We start from the raw sequence: 17,073 nt of genomic DNA, 5'->3' as shown, positions 1-17,073 counted from the left end.
CCCGGGAGGGCGTCACTCCGAGGCCTCTTCCTTCAAATAGGCCTCGTACTGGGCGGCGGACAGGAGCCCGTCCAGCTGCTTGCTGTCCGAGAGCTCGAGCTCGATGATCCACCCGTCACCATAGGGGTCCTCGTTGATCATCTCGGGGCTGGCAGTCAGCTCCTCGTTCACCTTCGCCACCTTGCCCGAGAGCGGAGCGTAGGCCTCGGACACGGCCTTGACGGACTCGATGGAGCCGAACGGAGCGGAGGCCTCGAAGGTGTCGCCCACCTTGGGAAGCTCCACGTACACCACATCCCCCAGTGTCCTCTGGGCATAGTCGGTGATGCCCACCACCGCGGATTTACCGCTCACGCGAACCCACTCGTGGTCCTTCGTGTACTTGAGATCGCTGGGAACGTTCGCCATGTCCGTACTCCTCTGTTGGGGTACTTCGGGGTGGGGAATGCTTCAGGACTTCTTCCAGAAGGGCGTCTTCACGACGACAGCAGGCACAGCGCGTCCACGGATCTCCACGTCGAAGGTCGAGCCCTCGGCCGCCAGCTCGGCGGGCACGTAGCCGATACCAATGGACTTCTTCAAGGAGGGACCCATGGTGCCGCTCGTCACCTCGCCCACCTTCTGACCGTCCTTGAGGATGGGGTAGCCGTGACGGGGGATGCCGGCACCGGTCAGCATGAAGCCCACCAGCTTGCGCTTCACGCCCTCGGCCTTCTGCTTCGCCAGCACGTCACGGCCGATGAAGCCGCCCGCCTTGTCCAGCTTGCAGATCCACCCCAGCCCCGCCTCCAGGGCGGTGTGGTTGTCGTCGATGTCGTTGCCGTAGAGGGCGTACTTCATCTCCGTGCGCAGGCTGTCGCGAGCGCCCAGGCCGCACGGCTTCACGCCGTCCTGCTGACCCTCCTTCAGCAGCGCCTCCCACAGCTTCTCCGCGTCGCCGGGGGCGCAGTACAGCTCGAAGCCGTCCTCGCCGGTGTAGCCGGTGCGAGAGATGATGCACTGCACGCCGGCCACCGGGCCCTCGGTGAAGCGGTAGGTGCCCACGTTGGAGAGGTCCACCGGGGTCATCCGCTTCACCAGCGCCACGGCCTTGGGGCCCTGCACGGCGATCTGCGCGTAGTCGTCGCTGCGGTCCACCGGCTTCACGCCCTCGGCGCGCGCCTGCATCCAGGCGAAGTCCTTGTCCTTGTTGGATGCGTTGACGACGACGAGGATCCGCTCGGACGAGAAGCGGTAGGCCACCACGTCATCCACGAAGCCACCCTGCTCATTGAGCAGCCCGGCGTAGACGGCCTGGCCATCCGCGCACTTGGAGAGATCGTTGGTGATCAGCCTGTTGGCCGTCTCGAGGGCTCCGGGGCCGGAGAACTCGATCTCCCCCATATGGGAGACGTCGAAGAGGCCGACGGCATTGCGAACGGCCTCGTGCTCGGCGATGACGGAGGTGTATTGCACCGGCATGTCCCAACCTGCGAAATCCACCATCCTGCCGCCCAACCTGCGGTGGGCCTCGTTGAGGGGCGTACGCCGGGACATGTTCTTCTCTCCTGAGGGGGGTGAAAAAACGGCGCGGACTATAACCGCGCACCTCCCTCAATCAAGGCTCTCGGGAACCCCACTGAAGCGTTCTAGACTGCTCGCGTCATGAAGATTCGTAATCGTTTGAATCCATCCAACCCGTGCTTCTCCTTCGAGTTCTTCCCGCCCAAGACGGACGAGGGGACGGCCAACCTGCTCAGGACGCTGGAGGATCTGGCCCTGCTGGAGCCGGGCTTCGTGTCCGTCACCTACGGCGCGGGCGGCAGCACCCGGGACAGGACGGTGGAGCTCGTCACCCGCATCAAGCAGCAGACGGGCATCGAGGCCATGGCCCACCTCACCTGTGTGGGCCACACGCGAGGCGAGCTGCGCGAGGTCCTGCGGCGGCTGGCGGACGCGAAGGTGGAGAACGTGCTGGCGCTGCGGGGGGATCCACCCCAGGGGCAGACGACCTTCGAGCCCGTGGAAGGAGGTTTCCGTCATGCCTCCGAGTTGGTGCGCTTCATCCGGGAGGAGGATTTCAACTTCTGCGTAGGCGGGGCGTGCTATCCGGAGGGCCACGTGGAGACAGCCTCGCGCGACGACGACCTGCGTCATTTGAAGGAGAAGGTGGACGCGGGCCTGGACTTCGTCATCACCCAGCTCTTCTTCGACAACGCCTTCTACTTCGACTTCGTCGAGCGAGCGCGCCGCGTCGGCATCAACGTCCCCATCGTCCCGGGAATCATGCCCATCACCAACTACGAGCAGGTGCAGCGCTTCACCCGCATGTGCGGGGCCACCGTGCCCATGCGCCTGGGGCTCCAGCTCGAGCGGGTGAAGGACCAGCCGGAGGCGCTGGTGCAGCTCGGCGTGGCGCACGCCACGGTGCAGTGCATGGAGCTGCTGTCGCGCGGCGTGCCGGGCATCCATTTCTACACGCTCAACAAATCTCCGGCGACGCGGATGATCGTGAGCGCTCTGAGGGCCCGTACATGAGTGGACCTGGACTGAATGTCCCGCGGACGGATCCGCGTTGGCCGGCACTGCGGCGGTTGCGCCCACCTGCGTTCATGCTGGTGAACGTGGGCATCATCAACATTGCCTACGCCCTGGTGATGGCGGCCGTGCTGCAGGGCTGGCTGCCCGCGCCGGCGGATTTCGCCACCTCCCTGCGAGGGCAGACGGAGTGGGAGGCCCCGCTGAAGGTGATCGGATCCATCGTCGCCGGGTCTCTGACCATCATAGGAGCGTGGAGCGCATTCAGCCTGCGCCGGTGGGGCCTGGTGGTGGTGGGAGCGGCCACCGCGGTCATCACGCCGACACCCGTCTGCTTCGTGGGCTTTCCCTTCGCCCTGTGGATGCTCTGGGTCCTCAGCATGCCCGAGGTGCGTCAGCACTTCACTTGATCAAGGATTCTCTGAAAGCGCAGACCCGCTCTGTCTGAGATCCCCAGGACGAGGCGGGTAATCCCGTGACGGCGGACTTTCACTCCCGGGTTGGCGGCTCTATTCTGTCGCCGCAGCCGCACAGCCCAACGGGAGCCGGTCCTTGCAGCACCACTACGCAGACATCAATGGAATCAACCTGCACTACGTCACCCACGGTGCGGGCGATCCGATCCTCTTCATCCACGGGTTCCCCGAGTACTGGGGCGTCTGGAAGAAGCAGCTCAATGAGCTGGGCAGGGATCACCGAGTGATCGCCATGGACATGCGTGGCTACAACTTGAGCTCCAAGCCAGCGGAGATCGAGTCGTACCACATCCGGCACCTCGTGGAGGACATCCGCTCGCTGATCCACCACCTGGGGTACAGGAAGGTGTCCATCGTGTGCCAGGACTGGGGCGCGCTGGTGGGCTGGAGCTTCCTGCTGCACCACCCGGACATGGTGCACCGGTTCGTCACCCTCAACATCACGCACCCCGCCCTGTTCGATCGCGAGCTGCGCGAGAACCCCCGCCAGCAGCTGGCGGCCCAGTACATGCTCGTCTTCCGCTCGCCGCAGGCCGAGCCGCAGATCATGGGCGACGACTTCGCGTGGCCCAAGCAGGCCGTCTTCAATGACGCGCGGGCCCACGGCGCCATCCTGTCCGAGGAGGACACCTCCGAGTGGATCGCCGCGTGGAGGCAGCCCAACACCATCACCTGCGCGCTCAACTACTACCGCGCGGCGAAGATGGGTCCGCCGGACGGAGAGGGCCACCCGGGCGGCAGCAACCTCCTGGAGGGGCTCAAGCCGGAGCAGTACCACGTGAACACGCCCGTGCTCCTCATCCACGGCGAGCAGGACACCTATCTGCTGCCGGACGGGCAACGGGGCCTGAAGGATCTCGTGCCCAACCTGACCATCCACCGCATCCCCGACGCGACCCACTGGATCGCCCTGGAGAAGCCGCGAGAGGTCAGCCAGCTCGTACGGGACTTCCTGCGCGCGTAGTGAAAGCCGCCAGGCCCGGTGCACTCCACGCACTGGGCCCGCGCGCAACCGGGTCGCGCTTGCAAAAGCGGTCCGTTCGTGGCTTGGAGAGGCGGACTTTCCTGCCCCGAAGAGGAGCACCCGGTTTTGTTGACGAGGGAGGACCGCCGCGATCTTGGCTGGCTCGGCCTATGGGTGGCCGTGTACGGCCTCGCCTTCGCGCCGGTGCTCCACGCCATCTACGGGCACGGCGGTGCGCTCCCCTCCTCCGAGGCGCCCGCCGCCCAGGTCTGGGTCTCCCACCAGCGGGCTGAAGCACCCGAGCCTCCCGCCCCGCACGACGAGAGCAAGCCCCACTCGCATGGCCCGGCGGGCCACCACGAGGAGCACCCGGACAAGCCGGCCGGCCATACACACGGGGCCGGCAGTGTCGAGCACCTCCAGGCGGTGGCGCTGCCCTCGCTCGCCCTGCCCCCCTTCCTGGTGTTCTGGGTCAACGTCGGCACCCAGAACCTGGGACAGGAGCGCGCCCAGCCGGGGGAGCCGCTCCGCCCGACCGCGATGCCTCAGGCCCCGTAGGAGACACCGACGTTCCACGCCGGTCTGTCTCCTTCGTTCCTTCCTTTCGCATTGAGGTCGTTCTTCCATGCTGTCTTCTCGCGCGGCCCCGCTGGCCGTGATCGCTACAGTTGTGTCCGCTGCTCCCTCGCTTGCCCAGGAGCCCGTTCCCTCCGACGCGCCCGTGCTCTCCACTCCGGCTGAGCCCACCGCCCCCGTGGAGCCCGTCCCTCCCCCGGCTCCTGCTCCCGCTCCCGAACCAGAGGCCATCGCTGTGCGGCCCCCGGAGGAGCCCTCGCGCATGCAGACCACGGTGACGGCGCGGCGGCCCTTCACGGCGGCCTCGTCCTCCACGGTGCGGGACCAGGACTTCCTGCTGCGCCCCCACCCGCGCCCGGCGGACATCCTCCAGGTGGTGCCCGGCTTCTACGTCGTGCAGCACGCGGGCGGCGGTAAGGCCAACCAGTACTTCCTGCGCGGCTTCGACGCGGACCACGGCACGGACGTGGCCCTCTCCGTGGACGGCGTTCCCGTCAACATGGTGAGCCACGGGCACGGCCAGGGCTACGCGGATCTCAACTGGGTCATCCCCGAGCTCATCGAGCGCGTGGAAGTGCGCAAGGGCCCCTACTTCGCGCAGGACGGGGACTTCGCCACCGCGGGCGCGGTGAACCTGGTGACACGCCGCGACTTCGAGACGAGCCAGCTCACCCTCGGTGGCGGCTCGTTCAACACCTGGCGCGGGCTGTTCGTCGCCGCCCCGGACGTGGAGGGCTGGAGCCCCGTGGTGGCTGGGCAGGTGTACGGAACCAACGGCCCCTTCCTCAACCCCGAGAAGCTGCAGCGCTACAGCCTCTTCACGAAGGTGACGCGCCAGCTCTCCGACACCTCCACGCTCGCGCTGACGCTCACCTCCTACGGGAGCGGCTGGAACGCGAGTGGCCAGATTCCCCTGCGCGAGGTGAACGCCGGCAGGCTGGACCGCTTCGGCACGTTGAACGACTCCGAGGGCGGCAACTCGCAGCGCCACAGCGCCTACGCCACCTGGCGAACCCTCGTCGGCGACGACGGCGAGGTGAACGTCATGGCGTACGCCGTGCAGTACCGGCTCAGCCTGTATTCCGACTTCACCTTCTTCAGCAGGGATCCGGTGAACGGAGACATGATCGAGCAGAACGACCAGCGCACGCTGCTCGGCTTCAATGCCTCCTACCGCTTCCGGCGCAAGTTGGGTGGCATCACCTTCGACACCACGCTCGGCACGCAGCTGCGCAGCGACAGCATCGAGAACGGGCTGAGCTATGACAGGGCACGCGAGCGGCTGGAGACCGTGGTGGACGCCAGCGTCCGCGAGGGAAGCCTCGGGCTGTACGCCCAGGAGGACATCACCTTCACGCCCTGGCTGCGCGCGGTGCTCGGCCTGCGCGCGGACTCCTTCGGCTTCGACGTGGAGGACCATCTCGAGGACCAGACCACGACCGGCACGCAGACCTCGGGGGTGGAACAGGCCGCGCGCGTCTCTCCCAAGGCGAGCCTCGTCTTCACCCCGCTCCCCGACACCGACGTGTACGTCAACTACGGCCACGGCTTTCACTCCAACGATGCCCGCGGCGTGGTGCGCCTGACGGATCCGGTGACGCCGCTGACGCGTGCGCGGGGGTACGAGCTCGGCGCCCGTACGCGGCTGTTCGACCGGCTGGACCTGGCGGGCTCGGTGTTCCGGCTCGACCTGGACAGCGAGCTCGTCTGGGTGGGTGACGAGGGCACCACCGAGGCGCGCGGCGCCACCCGGCGCGAGGGCGTGGAGGCCGAGGCTCGGCTCAAAGTGCTCCCCTGGCTCTTCGCGGACGCGGACCTCACCCTCACGCGCGCCACCTACGTGGAGAACGCCGGCAACGGTGACGCGGTGGCGCTCGCGCCGACCCTCATCCTCTCTGGAGGCGTGTCCGCGCGGCACCCGAGCGGCTTCTACGGGCGGCTCGGCGTGCTGCACCTGGGCGACCGCCCGGCCACCGAGGACCGCTTCATCACCGCCGAGGGCTTCACCCGCGTGGACGCGACGCTGGGCTACCGGGGCTCCTTCTACGAGGTCAACCTGAGCGTGCAGAACCTGCTCAATACCCACTGGCGCGAGGCCCAGTTCGCCAACGTCTCGCGGCTGAAATCCGAGACCGGCCCCGAGGCTTGCCCCGCAGGCACCCGGCCCTCGGGCGAAACGGACGCCTTCGAGGGGTGTGAAGACCTGCACTTCACCCCTGGCGCGCCCTTCAACGCCCAGGCGACCGTGAGCTTCTTCTTCTAGCGAAGGAGAGAGAAGGAGGTCCGGCCTGGTACCGGACCTTCTTCTTTTTCACGCCTGGCGTGCGAGCAGCTGCGCCAGCATCGGCTGCACCAACTCCTGGCCGCGCAGCGCGCGCCTCCAGCGCTCGGGGATGGCCTGGATGCCGTCCCGGAGCCCCGCGATACCGCCCGCCACCGCCGCCGTCGTGTCCGTGTCGTGCCCGAGCGCGATCGCCGCCTTCACCACGCGCTCGTAGGGCCCCACCGCGACACAGTCCCTCGCCGAGCGCAGGCAGTCCACCACGTACCCGCTCCCCCGCCCCGTGTCCGGAGAGTCCGGCCGCACCGACCATTCCAGCTCGTTTCGCTCTTCCATGCCCTCGGGGTAGAGCGCACGGAAGGTGGCCACCGCGTCCGCCCACGCATTCGCGGAGCCCTCCAGCGTCCGCCTCGCCCAGAGGCAATAGAGCGCGCAGCACACCTGCGATCGCATGTGCCCGTGCGTCACCCTCGACTGGAGCATCGCGTCTCGCGCCAGCGCCGCGTCGTCCCCCTGGTGCCAGAGCGCCAGCGGCAACACCCGCATCAACGAGCCGTTCCCGTTCTCCCGCTCGCCGCTCGGGCCCGCCTGCGCCGCGGGGACTCCCGCACGCACGTTCGCCAGGGCCTCCCGCGTCTGGACGCCCACGTCGAACACTTCGTACTCCACCGCCATGTACCCAAGCTCGTACCAGTTCACGAGCCGCCGCCCCAGGTCCTCGATCTCCAACGTCCCCTGGTACAGCAGCGAGGCCAGCAGGCACAGCGCATGCGAGCCATCGTCGGACCACGTGCCCGGAGGCACGCCGTTATGCGCTCGCAAGAAACCAGGGGGCGGCTCGAATTCGATCAGCGCCAGCTCGGGAATCTGCGCGGGCGGGTGGAACTCATACGGCACCCCGAGTGCGTCCCCGATGAGCAGGCCGTAGAGGCCCCCTTCGATCCGCTCCTGGCGCGTCGGCATGGTTCACGTGTCCTTCGTGCCCCCGCTCACGGGAGCGGCATGGAGAGCCTCGTAGAGGATGTGCTCTCCCGAGGTCAGGTCGTGCAGGATGAGGATGACCTTGTCGGCCTCCAGGCGCGCGTCCATGTCGAGGATGATGTCGCCCAGTCCCTGACTGAGGGCGGCATGCATCCCGTCATAGATCTCCTTCAGCGGACGCGTCTGGAGCTCGCCCCGATCGTCCAGCCACGCATAGCTGGCCACGGTGTCCGGCCCTTCCCCATCGTGGATGGACTCGTACTGGTAGACGAGCCCCCAGGTCGCATACCCCTCCAGCAGGAGCGGCTTGTAGAGGGCCTGGTAGCGAGGCTGCGAGAGATAGCCCTTCTCGCCCCAGACATCGGGGCGAGGCGTGGGCACCACCAGCTCGGGAGGCAGCGGGCGGGCCCGCAGCTTCTCGAGGGTCTGCCTCACGAGAGGACCGGCAGGGGCCGGCTTCTGCTTCGAAGTAAGGCGATTGACCATATAGACGACCGCCGCACCCGCCAGGAGCGCTACTTCGCGGCCTTCGCCGCTTCCAGCGTGTTACGCATCAGCATGGCGATGGTCATCGGCCCTACTCCGCCCGGCACCGGCGTGATGAACGAGGCCCGCTCCTTCGCCTTGTCGAACTCCACGTCTCCCTTGAGCTTCCCATCCGGCATCCGGTTCATGCCGACGTCGATCACCACCGCCCCGGGCTTGATCCACTCGCCCTTGATCAACTCCGGCACGCCCACCGCGGCCACCAGGATGTCCGCGTTGGCCACCTCGGCGGCCAGGTTGCTCTTGCGGTGACACATCGTCACCGTGGCGTCCGCCGCCAGCAGCATCATCGCCATCGGCTTGCCCACGATGTTGCTGCGCCCCACCACCACCGCCCGCTTGCCGGACGGGTCGCACCCCACCTCCTGCAACAACCGCATCACCCCAAACGGAGTGCACGGCCGCGGCGCCGGCTTGCCCACCGACAGCAGACCCGCGTTCATCGGGTGGAAGCCGTCCACGTCCTTCTCCGGCTTCACCGCCGAGATGATCCGCTCCGCATCGATGTGCTTCGGCAGCGGCAACTGCACCAGGATGCCGTGCACCGCTGGATCCTTGTTCAGCTTGTCCACCAGCGACAGCAGCTCGTCCTGGGTAATCTTGTCGTCCGGGTGCAGCTCCCAGGAGTTGAAGCCCACCTCCTCCGCCGCCTTCTTCTTGCCGGTGACGTAGATCTTCGAGGCGGGATCCTCTCCCACCCGGACCACTGTCAGTCCCGGCACCAGGCCACGCTCGGCCTTGAGCTTCTCCACTTCCGCCTTCACCTCCGCCCTCACCCGCGCCGCCACCGCTTTTCCGTCGATCAACTGGGCCATAGCGCGGCGGACTCTATGCGAAACTCCCTCCCGGCAAGGGAGTGAAGAGATCGTGGCGCCTGGAAAAGTTCTCGGAGCGATGCTTGGACTGGCAGTAGGTCTGTTGATCGGCGGACCTCTGGCCATCGTCCTGCTCATCATCTCCGGGCTCGTGGTCGGCCATCTGGTCGACGAGCTGAACCTCCTGCCCTCCGGAACACCGGAGAACCTCCCCAAGCCCGACACCCGCTCCCCCCAGGAGCTCGCCGCCCAGGACCACTTTGCTCGCCACCTGTGCGCCCTCTTCATCGAGGTGGCCCGCGCCGATGGAGACGTGGTGCGCGACGAGGTGCGCGTGGTGCGCGAGTATTTCGAGGACCGGCTCAAGTACGGCCCCGAAGCGCTCGGGCTCGTCCGCCGCTACCTCAAGGAGCACATCGCCCGGCCCCCCTCCCTCGAGCACGCCGCCGCCGCCTGCCGCGACGAGCTCTCCACCGCCGAGCGCCTGCTGCTGCTCGATGCGCTCTACGGCCTCGCGCTCGTGGATGGCAACCTCCACCGCGCCGAGCAGGACACCCTGCGCCGGGTGTCCCAGGGGCTCGGACTCTCCGAGGAGGAGTTCCGCTCCGTCACCGCGCGCCACTTCGGCGATGGACAGGTTCACTACGCCCGGCTCGGCCTCACCCCCGAGGCCAGCGACGCGGACGTGAAGCGAGCCTTCCGCCAGCTCGCCGCCACCCACCACCCGGACCGCGTCGCCAACCTCGGCAAGGGCGCCGTCGAGCAGGCCTCCCGCCGCTTCCAGGAGATCCGCGAGGCCTACGAGGAGATCCTCCGGCTGCGGGGGCGATGAACCCCGAGGCCGTCACCAACGGTCCCGGGTAAAGAGACAATCGACGAGCAGGGCCTCACCGAGCCCGTACAGATTGGACGGGGGACACACGGCCCGCGGCGTGAGGCGCTCTTGATACCGCGCCGCGGGCCCGTGGCTCAGCTGCAGGTGTTGTTACAGGTGGTGGACTGCGCCATCCAGCTGCAGTTCTTCCACGACCCCATTTGCGTCACCCTGCGGCCAGACTGGAACCAGTCGCGCGCGTAGTCGTAGTAGATGTACAGCGGAGTCCTGGGCTGGCCGGGCCCGGCCGCGCAGCCTTGGGCATCAGCGACATAGGGCCCCGTGGTGCAGCTGTCCGAGCTCCGATAGGTGCCACAAGCCGCCTGCGCCGCGACATCCTGCGCCGCGTCCTCCGTCACGCGCTCGTTGGTGTAGACGCGCGTCGAGCCATCCGCGCGGAGCTCGAAGGCCAGTTGGGAAACCTCCTCGCTCGGCAGCGCGAAGTTGAGGCGGGTGGCGCCCTCCCTGTGCTCCAGGACGCCCTGGGACAAATCCACGGGGATGCCCTTCTTGCCCTCCAGCCACTGGACCGTGGCCTGGAAGCTCACGTCCGCGTAGGCCTGCTCCTTGAGCTGGTCAGCCTCCGCATCCACCGGCTGCTCCACACCGCAGCCAGACGCGAGCACCGACAGAGCAGCCACCACCCACATTGCCTGCTTCTTCATTGCACACCCTTTCGAGAACATTCGTGTGTCACTGTCGCTGAGTGGATCAGCGGCTCGGCTCGACGAGCCCTCGCCGTTCCCACTCATGCGGATAGGCACCCGTGCTCGCGGATGTGAAAAAGCGAGCGATGAATCGCGCAACTGAGCGCGCTCTGAGAATCTGAGAGCAGCCCAGAGAGAACCGTCTTCTTCCCAAAAGCCGCGGCTTCTGGCTGTCTGGGGGCTCCGAGGGCGAAGGTATGCGGGCGCGTGGTGGGCGCGTGCAGGAGATGAGGTCGGAGCATGCCTGGTGAGGAGCGAGAGGAGCTGGAGCGGGAGATTCGTCATCTCCTCGCGAGCGGGGACCATGAGGGAGCCGCGACACGGGCGATCCGCGGCTATGGCGCGGAGATCTTCGGTTTCCTGCACGCGTTCCACCGCGACGAGGAGGACGCGGCGGAGGTCTTCTCGTGCTTCAGCGAGCGTCTCTGGCGTGCGCTGCCGACCTTCCAGGGGGACAGCTCGTTCCGCACCTGGGTCTATACGCTCGCACGCCACGCCTCACTCAACTATCGCCGGGACCTTCGGCGCCGCGAGCTGCGACAGCAGCCACTTCCGGAGGACTCGGCCCGGTCGGCGCTCGTCGCGCGGATTCGCAGCGAGACGGTGTCCTATCTGCGCTCGGAGCGGCAGGCGCGCTTCGCCGGCCTGCGGGAATCCCTCCCCTCCGAGGATCAAGCGCTGCTCATCCTGCGGGTCGATCGGGGACTGGCGTGGAATGAGCTCGCCCGCGTCCTGAATGACAGCGGCCAGCCACTGGGCGAGCCCGAGCTCAAGCGTGAGGCGGCGCGGCTGCGCAAGCGCTTTCAGCTCCTCAAGGAGCGGCTGCTGGAGCTGGGACGCCGCGCGGGGGTCGTCAGCGACGAGGGAGGAGGGGCGTAGCCCATATGACGCTCAAGGGGGGCGAGCAGCACGACGCATCCATGGACGGCGACACGGACGCGAGCTCGTCCGTGGGAGACTTCCTGCGCGAGGTGGCCTTCATTCCACACCGCGAGCCGCCCGTTCCGGAGCGGGAGCGCACGGGCGAGGTGCTCGGCCATTTCCAACTCATGGGGGTGCTCGGGCGAGGCGGCATGGGCGTGGTCCACGCGGCCTTCGACCTGAGGTTGCGGCGCAAGGTGGCCCTCAAGCTGCTGCGGGGTGTGGCGGCCCAGAGCGAGGAGCGGCGGCAGCGCTTCATGCAGGAGGCCCGAGCGGCGGCGGCGGTGAGCCACCCTCACGTCGTCACGGTGTTCGAGGTCGGCGAGGTGAAGGGTGAGGTCTTCATCGCGATGGAGTGGGTCGACGGAGCGGATGCGCGAGTCTGGTTGGCGGCGCGACCGAGGTCCCCGCGGGAAATCATCGAGCTCTTCATCATGGTGGGCCAGGGCCTGGCCGCCGCGCACCGGAGCGGGCTCGTCCACCGCGACTTCAAACCCGACAACGTGCTGATCGACACGACGGGGCGGGCCCGGGTCGCCGACTTCGGGCTCGCCGCGGGGCTCGAGCCTCCCGTCGAGCCGGCCGCACCGTCGGAGCTGACACGTCCAGGCCCCCCGCTGACCCGGTCCGGGAGCGTGGTGGGAACGCCCGGGTACATCGCTCCGGAGTGCCTCGCGGGCCGTGGCGCGGATGCTCGCTCCGACCAGTTCGCGTTCTGCGTGGCGCTCTTCGAAGCACTCGAGGGACACCGGCCCTATGACGAACCAGCGCTCCTGGCGCTGGCTCGGGGAGAGCCGGACGTCTCCCCCCCACGGCAGCGAAGGACGCCGCGCTGGTTGCGCGGCATCGCGGCGCGAGGGCTCTCATCAGACCCCGCCGCCCGTTTCCCCAGCATGGAGGCACTCCTGGCCCGGATGAACCGAGCCAGGACCTGGCCTCGACGTTCGGTCGCCGCGCTTTGCGTGGGAGCGGCGGCGGTCGTGTCGTGGGCGGGTGTGCTTCGAGCGCGGACGCCTGCCTGCGAGACGGTGGCGGCCGAGGTTCCAGCGCTGTGGCTCTCCGCGCGAGGGGCCATCCGCGAGGCCTTCGCTCGCGCCGCGGTCCCCTACGCGGCGGATGCCAATGACCGCGTGAGGCTGAGACTGGAGGACTGGACCGGCCGCTGGTCCGAGGCCCGACGCGCCGCCTGCCTGTGGCCAAAGTCCGTGGCGACCGAGTGCCTCGCGCGACAGCAGGCCGACTTCAGCGCGGTGCTCACCGTACTCCAACACGCGGATGCCCAGGTCGTCGCCCGGGCCACGACCCTCGTGGACGGGCTCGACAACCCCGAGCGGTGCATTCGAGACCCGGAGGCACGGACGCCCGCCGCGGCTCCCGCGTTCGACGGGGCACAGGACGTGAGCCGGCGAATCGCGGAGGCGCGCGCGCTGCTGTCGGCGGGCAAGTACAAGGAGGGAGCCGCGCTGGGGCAATCACTCCGGTCCGATGCCCAGGGAGTGCCCGCGGTCGAGGCCGATGCTTTCGCCGTGGCGGCCATGCTGAGCTGGAAGGCGGGCAGCCCCGACGCGCTGCAAGCCCTGGCGCATGCGCGCTGGGCGGCCGAGCGGGCCCGCCGCGATGCCCTCTCCACCGAGCTCGCACTGGCGCTGAGCGAGGCCTATCACCTGAGAGACGACTTCGCGCGCGCGGAAGAGTGGCTCGGTCATGCCGAGGCAACGCGCGCCCGGGTCGGAGAGGACCTGAGACTGGAGTCCATGGTGCTCGCGGCCCGAGCGAAGTACGAGGCGTGGCGGGACCGCCGCCTCGTCGCCAGGGAGCTCGCGCTCCGCGCGTTGGCCCTCCGCGAGCGGGCGCTGGGAAACGCCCACCTGGAGGTAGCCGACTCGCTCAGCCTGGCGGCATCCCTCTCCTCCTATGACTCGCGGGCTCTCGCGGAGGGAGTCACCCTCGCCAGGCGCGCGCTCGACATCCGCATCGCCGCGCTCGGCGGTGAGCACCCGGACGTGGCCACGGCCTGGGCGCTCCTCGGACAGATGTATCGCGACCAGTACGATCACCGGCGGGAGCTCGAAGCACAGGAGAACGCCCTGCACATTCGCGTGGCCGCACTGGGCACCGACCATCCCGACCTCGCTCGCTCCCACTGGAACCTGGGGACGGCGTTGACCTGGATGGGGCAGGACCCGGCCGCCCTCGAGCACTTCCAGGCGTCCCGACAGCTCCAGGTCCGCGCCCATGGACCGGAGAGCGTCAGGGTCGCCGTCGCCGATCTGGTGATCGCGGATCTCGAGGCTCAACTCGGAGCTGTCGGAGAGGCCGTCACACGGGCCAGGACGGCGGTCGAGCAGCTCGATGACGCGCTGGGCCCCGATAGCCCTTCCACGGTGCTCGAGCTCTCCATGGCGGCCAGGATCCTCGCCTGGCATGGCGAGCTGGCCGAGGCCGAGCGCCTCTATGCGCGCGCGCTGAGCAACGGCGAGCGACGGGATGCCGAGGGCTCCAAGCTTGCCATCCCCTTGCTGGGACTCTCCGAGCTCGCGCGCGCGAGGGGGCAGTTTCGCATGGCGAAGGAAGCCACCGAGCGCGCTCTCAGGGTTCAGGCCACGCTCTATGCGAGCGACTACCCCGAGATGCTGACCGTCCACCAGGAGCTCTTCGAGACGGCCCTGGCGGAGGGGGAGCTCACGCGTGCGAAGCAGGAGGTCGACCAGTGCCAGACGATCGCCGACACCTGGTTCGCCGTGGATGACCCGGGCCGCATCGACATTCAATGGATGCAGGCGCGTCTGGCGGCGGCGACTGGAGATCGTCCAAAGGCAGTAACGCTGGCGAGAGAGGCGCTCCGCGCACAGCAGGAGCGGCCCTGGCAGACCCTTCGTCTCGCGGAAGCCCGGGCGGTGCTGGCATGCGTCCTCGGCCCTCGAGACGCGGAGGCCGTCCAGCTCCGCAGGGACGCGGTCAAGGAGCTGCGTGCCGCGAAGGCCGTCGGTAGCGCGGACGCGATGCCCGCGCGGTGTCACGCTCCCCAGAACAGGTGAGTTGCTGATGGACACGCGGCGTGTGTTGCTGGCCTCAGCGCGTTGCCTTGAGCGCCTGTTCGAGGTCCCCGAGGATGTCCTCGAGCGCCTCCAGGCCGACGGAGTAGCGAAGCAGCCCATCGCCGATGCCCCGCTGGAGCCGGATCTCCCGGGGCATGGCCGCGTGCGACATCATGGCCGGGTAGGACAGGATGCTCTCCACCGCGCCCAGGCTGACCGCCACCAGGGGAAGGGTGACGTGCTCGAGCACCCGCCGCGCACGTTCTCCCGAGCCGACATCGAAGGACACGATGGCCCCGTACCCCTGGGACTGCCGCTCGTGGATGGCACGCCCGGGATGGTCCGGCAGCCCGGGGTAGTACACCCGCGTCACCGAGGACTGTCGGGTCAGCCAGTCCGCCAACCGCCGCGCGCTGCGCTCGGAGCACTCCATGCGGGCCAGGAGCGTCTTCATCCCGCGCATCAGCAACCAGGAGTCCTGGACTCCCAGCACGCTGCCCAGGGCGTTCTGCAGGTGCTTGAGCTTGTGGCCCAGCTTCTCGTTGGACACCACCGCCAGTCCGGCCAGCACGTCGCTGTGGCCCCCGAGGAACTTGGTCGCGCTGTGCACCACGATGTCGATGCCCAGCTCAATGGGTCGCTGGAGGCAGGGCGTCATGAAGGTGTTGTCCAGCATGGTCAGCAGGCCGTGCTTCTTGGCCCACTCCGCCACCGCGGCGATGTCGGTGATCTTCAGGGTCGGGTTGGACGGCGTCTCCAGGAACACCGCCCGGGTGTTCGGCCTGCGCGCGGCCTCGAGCCTGCCCAGGTCCGTCGCATCGACGAAGGTCGTCTCGATGCCCATCCGGCCGAGGATCGTCGTCAGCAGGCGATACGTGCCTCCGTACACGTCCTCGGAGCAGATGACGTGGTCCCCGTTGGACAACAACATGAAGGCGGTGGAGATCGCCGCCATCCCCGAGGAGAAGGCGAAGCCCCGGGCCCCGCCCTCGAGCTGGGCGATGGTGTCCTCGAGCGCCTGGCGGGTCGGGTTCCCCGAGCGCGTGTAGTCGTACTCCGGGGGGTTCTCGAGCGAGGCGTGGTGGAAGGTGGAGGCCTGGTAGATGGGAACGCTGGAGGCGCCGGTGCGCGCATCCGTCCCCGAGGCCGAGCGAACCACCCGGGTCGCCAGCTTCCGGCTGGGGCCGGTACAGCGACTCTCCTTGGGATGAATCATGACTCTTGAACCTCTCTACGGGCGGCATCGAAGGCCTGCCACAGGTCTGAAATGAGATCGTCCACGTGCTCGATGCCCACCGAGTACCGGAGCAGCCGCTCGTCCACGCCCACCCGGCGGCGAATCTCCTCCGGGATGTCCGCATGCGTCTGCACCGAGGGATACGTCATCAGCGACTCCACCCCACCGAGGCTCTCCGCGAAGGCGATCAACCGAACGTGGCGCAGCACGGGCTCGACGAGGCGGGCGTCCTTCAGCTTGAAGGAGAAGATGCCCGTGTTCCCCGAGGCCTGCCGCTTCTGGAGGGCGTAGCCCGGATGGTTCTCCAGGCCCGGGTGGAAGACCTGCTCGATGAGCGGATGCGTCGCCAGCCAGGAGGCGATGCGCAGCGCGTTGTCCTGATGGCGCTCCATCCTCAGCGCCAGCGTCTTCATCCCGCGCATGAGCAGCCAGCTGTCCTGCGGCCCCAGCACCGCCCCGATGGAGTTGTGCAGGAACGCCACCTGCTCGGACAGCGCCTTGACCCGCGTCACCACGAGGCCCGCCAGCACGTCGTTGTGACCGCCCAGGTACTTGGAGGCGCTGTGCACGACGATGTCCGCGCCCAGCTCGATGGGACGCTGGAAGAACGGCGTCATCAGCGTGTTGTCCACGATGGAGATCAGCTCGCGGGCCCGGGCCCAGCGGCACACCTTCTCGATGTCGGTGATCTTCATCAACGGGTTGGTGGGCGTCTCCAGCAGCACCCCCTTCGTCACGCCGGGCCGGAGGGCCGCCTCGAGCGCGTCCAGGTCATTGGTGTCCACGTAGGTCGCGGAGATGCCGTAGCGGGAGAGCACCTTCTCCAGCAACCGGTACGTGCCTCCATAGAGGTCCAGCGAGACGAGCAGGTGCGAGCCCTGGCCGAACAGGGAGAAGACGAGCTGGAGCGCCGCCATGCCCGAGCTACAGGCGAAGCCGGCGTCCCCCGACTCGAGCCGGGCGATGGCCTCCTCCAGAACAGCCCGCGTGGGGCTCTTCGTCCGCGCGTAGTCAAACCCCGTGCTCTGCCCCAGGCGCGGATGCCGGAAGGCGGTGGCGTGGTGGACGGGAAAGCTGACCGCGCCCGTCACGTCATCGGAAACGGAACCAATCTGTGCCAGCAGGCTTTCGAGCTTCATG

The 17,073-nt window shown here is 68.3% G+C and carries 16 protein-coding genes; 8 read left to right on the top strand and 8 right to left on the bottom strand.

What is annotated here, in order from left to right:
• Positions 1-12: 12 nt before the first annotated feature.
• Together gcvH and gcvT are read right to left on the bottom strand one after the other, a co-directional pair.
• Positions 13-408, bottom strand: coding sequence for a glycine cleavage system protein GcvH (gene gcvH, locus OV287_RS21510; RefSeq protein ID WP_267535914.1), 396 nt, complete (start codon positions 406-408; stop codon positions 13-15).
• 42 nt (positions 409-450) lie between these two features.
• Positions 451-1,536: a glycine cleavage system aminomethyltransferase GcvT gene (gene gcvT, locus OV287_RS21505; protein ID WP_267535913.1), complete on the bottom strand. Its 1,086-nt coding sequence runs from the start codon at positions 1,534-1,536 to the stop codon at positions 451-453.
• A gap of 108 nt (positions 1,537-1,644) precedes the next feature.
• Between gcvT and metF the strand changes: the two genes are divergently transcribed.
• From metF to OV287_RS21480, 5 genes are all read left to right on the top strand, one after another.
• Entirely contained in the window at positions 1,645-2,517 is an 873-nt protein-coding gene (gene metF / locus OV287_RS21500; protein WP_267535912.1) for a methylenetetrahydrofolate reductase [NAD(P)H], read from the top strand.
• On the top strand, positions 2,514-2,927 hold the full coding sequence (locus tag OV287_RS21495; RefSeq protein WP_267535911.1) for a hypothetical protein: 414 nt from the start codon (positions 2,514-2,516) through the stop codon (positions 2,925-2,927). Before metF ends, OV287_RS21495 begins: the two co-directional genes overlap by 4 nt.
• A 142-nt stretch (positions 2,928-3,069) precedes the next feature.
• Entirely contained in the window at positions 3,070-3,957 is an 888-nt protein-coding gene (locus tag OV287_RS21490) for an alpha/beta fold hydrolase (protein WP_267535910.1), read from the top strand.
• 129 nt (positions 3,958-4,086) lie between these two features.
• Entirely contained in the window at positions 4,087-4,515 is a 429-nt protein-coding gene (locus tag OV287_RS21485) for a hypothetical protein (protein WP_267535909.1), read from the top strand.
• Positions 4,516-4,582: 67 nt separating this feature from the next.
• Positions 4,583-6,796 carry a TonB-dependent receptor gene (locus OV287_RS21480; protein WP_267535908.1) on the top strand — a complete coding sequence of 738 codons (2,214 nt, stop codon included), beginning with the start codon at positions 4,583-4,585 and terminating at the stop codon, positions 6,794-6,796.
• 48 nt (positions 6,797-6,844) lie between these two features.
• Here the strand turns inward: OV287_RS21480 and OV287_RS21475 are convergent, their stop codons facing one another.
• From OV287_RS21475 to folD, 3 genes are all read right to left on the bottom strand, one after another.
• Positions 6,845-7,777, bottom strand: coding sequence for an ADP-ribosylglycohydrolase family protein (locus OV287_RS21475; RefSeq protein ID WP_267535907.1), 933 nt, complete (start codon positions 7,775-7,777; stop codon positions 6,845-6,847).
• 3 nt (positions 7,778-7,780) lie between these two features.
• Entirely contained in the window at positions 7,781-8,230 is a 450-nt protein-coding gene (locus tag OV287_RS21470; protein ID WP_267535906.1) for a hypothetical protein, read from the bottom strand.
• An 80-nt stretch (positions 8,231-8,310) separates the two neighbouring features.
• Positions 8,311-9,156 (bottom strand): bifunctional methylenetetrahydrofolate dehydrogenase/methenyltetrahydrofolate cyclohydrolase FolD, encoded by an 846-nt coding sequence (gene folD / locus OV287_RS21465; RefSeq protein ID WP_267535905.1) that lies wholly within the window; start codon positions 9,154-9,156, stop codon positions 8,311-8,313.
• A gap of 103 nt (positions 9,157-9,259) precedes the next feature.
• Between folD and OV287_RS21460 the strand changes: the two genes are divergently transcribed.
• The gene (locus OV287_RS21460) at positions 9,260-9,988 is read left to right on the top strand and encodes a TerB family tellurite resistance protein (RefSeq protein ID WP_308809660.1); all 729 of its coding nucleotides are present in this window, start codon (positions 9,260-9,262) and stop codon (positions 9,986-9,988) included.
• Positions 9,989-10,125: 137 nt separating this feature from the next.
• Here OV287_RS21460 and OV287_RS21455 read toward each other — a convergent pair whose 3' ends face one another.
• Positions 10,126-10,695 (bottom strand): hypothetical protein, encoded by a 570-nt coding sequence (locus tag OV287_RS21455; RefSeq protein WP_267535903.1) that lies wholly within the window; start codon positions 10,693-10,695, stop codon positions 10,126-10,128.
• Between the two features lie 282 nt (positions 10,696-10,977).
• On the opposite strand from OV287_RS21455, the gene OV287_RS21450 reads away from it, so the two are divergent.
• Positions 10,978-11,616 (top strand): RNA polymerase sigma factor, encoded by a 639-nt coding sequence (locus OV287_RS21450; protein ID WP_267535902.1) that lies wholly within the window; start codon positions 10,978-10,980, stop codon positions 11,614-11,616.
• A gap of 5 nt (positions 11,617-11,621) precedes the next feature.
• Positions 11,622-14,696, top strand: a complete 3,075-nt coding sequence (locus tag OV287_RS21445) for a serine/threonine-protein kinase (protein ID WP_267535901.1) — start codon at positions 11,622-11,624, stop codon at positions 14,694-14,696.
• 34 nt (positions 14,697-14,730) lie between these two features.
• On the opposite strand, the gene OV287_RS21440 is transcribed toward OV287_RS21445, so the two are convergent.
• Both OV287_RS21440 and OV287_RS21435 read right to left on the bottom strand, forming a co-directional pair.
• On the bottom strand, positions 14,731-15,912 hold the full coding sequence (locus tag OV287_RS21440) for a trans-sulfuration enzyme family protein (protein ID WP_267535900.1): 1,182 nt from the start codon (positions 15,910-15,912) through the stop codon (positions 14,731-14,733).
• Complete coding sequence (locus tag OV287_RS21435) at positions 15,909-17,072, bottom strand: aminotransferase class I/II-fold pyridoxal phosphate-dependent enzyme (RefSeq protein ID WP_308809658.1); 1,164 nt, start codon at positions 17,070-17,072, stop codon at positions 15,909-15,911. The genes OV287_RS21440 and OV287_RS21435 overlap by 4 nt, the downstream gene beginning before the upstream one ends.
• Between the last annotated feature and the right edge of the window lies 1 nt (position 17,073).

The organism is Archangium lansingense (assembly GCF_026626635.1).
Classification (GTDB): Bacteria; Myxococcota; Myxococcia; order Myxococcales; family Myxococcaceae; genus Archangium; species Archangium lansingense.
The sequence above is the reverse complement of the archived record's forward strand: the minus strand, read 5'-3'. Positions and strand labels throughout refer to the sequence as shown.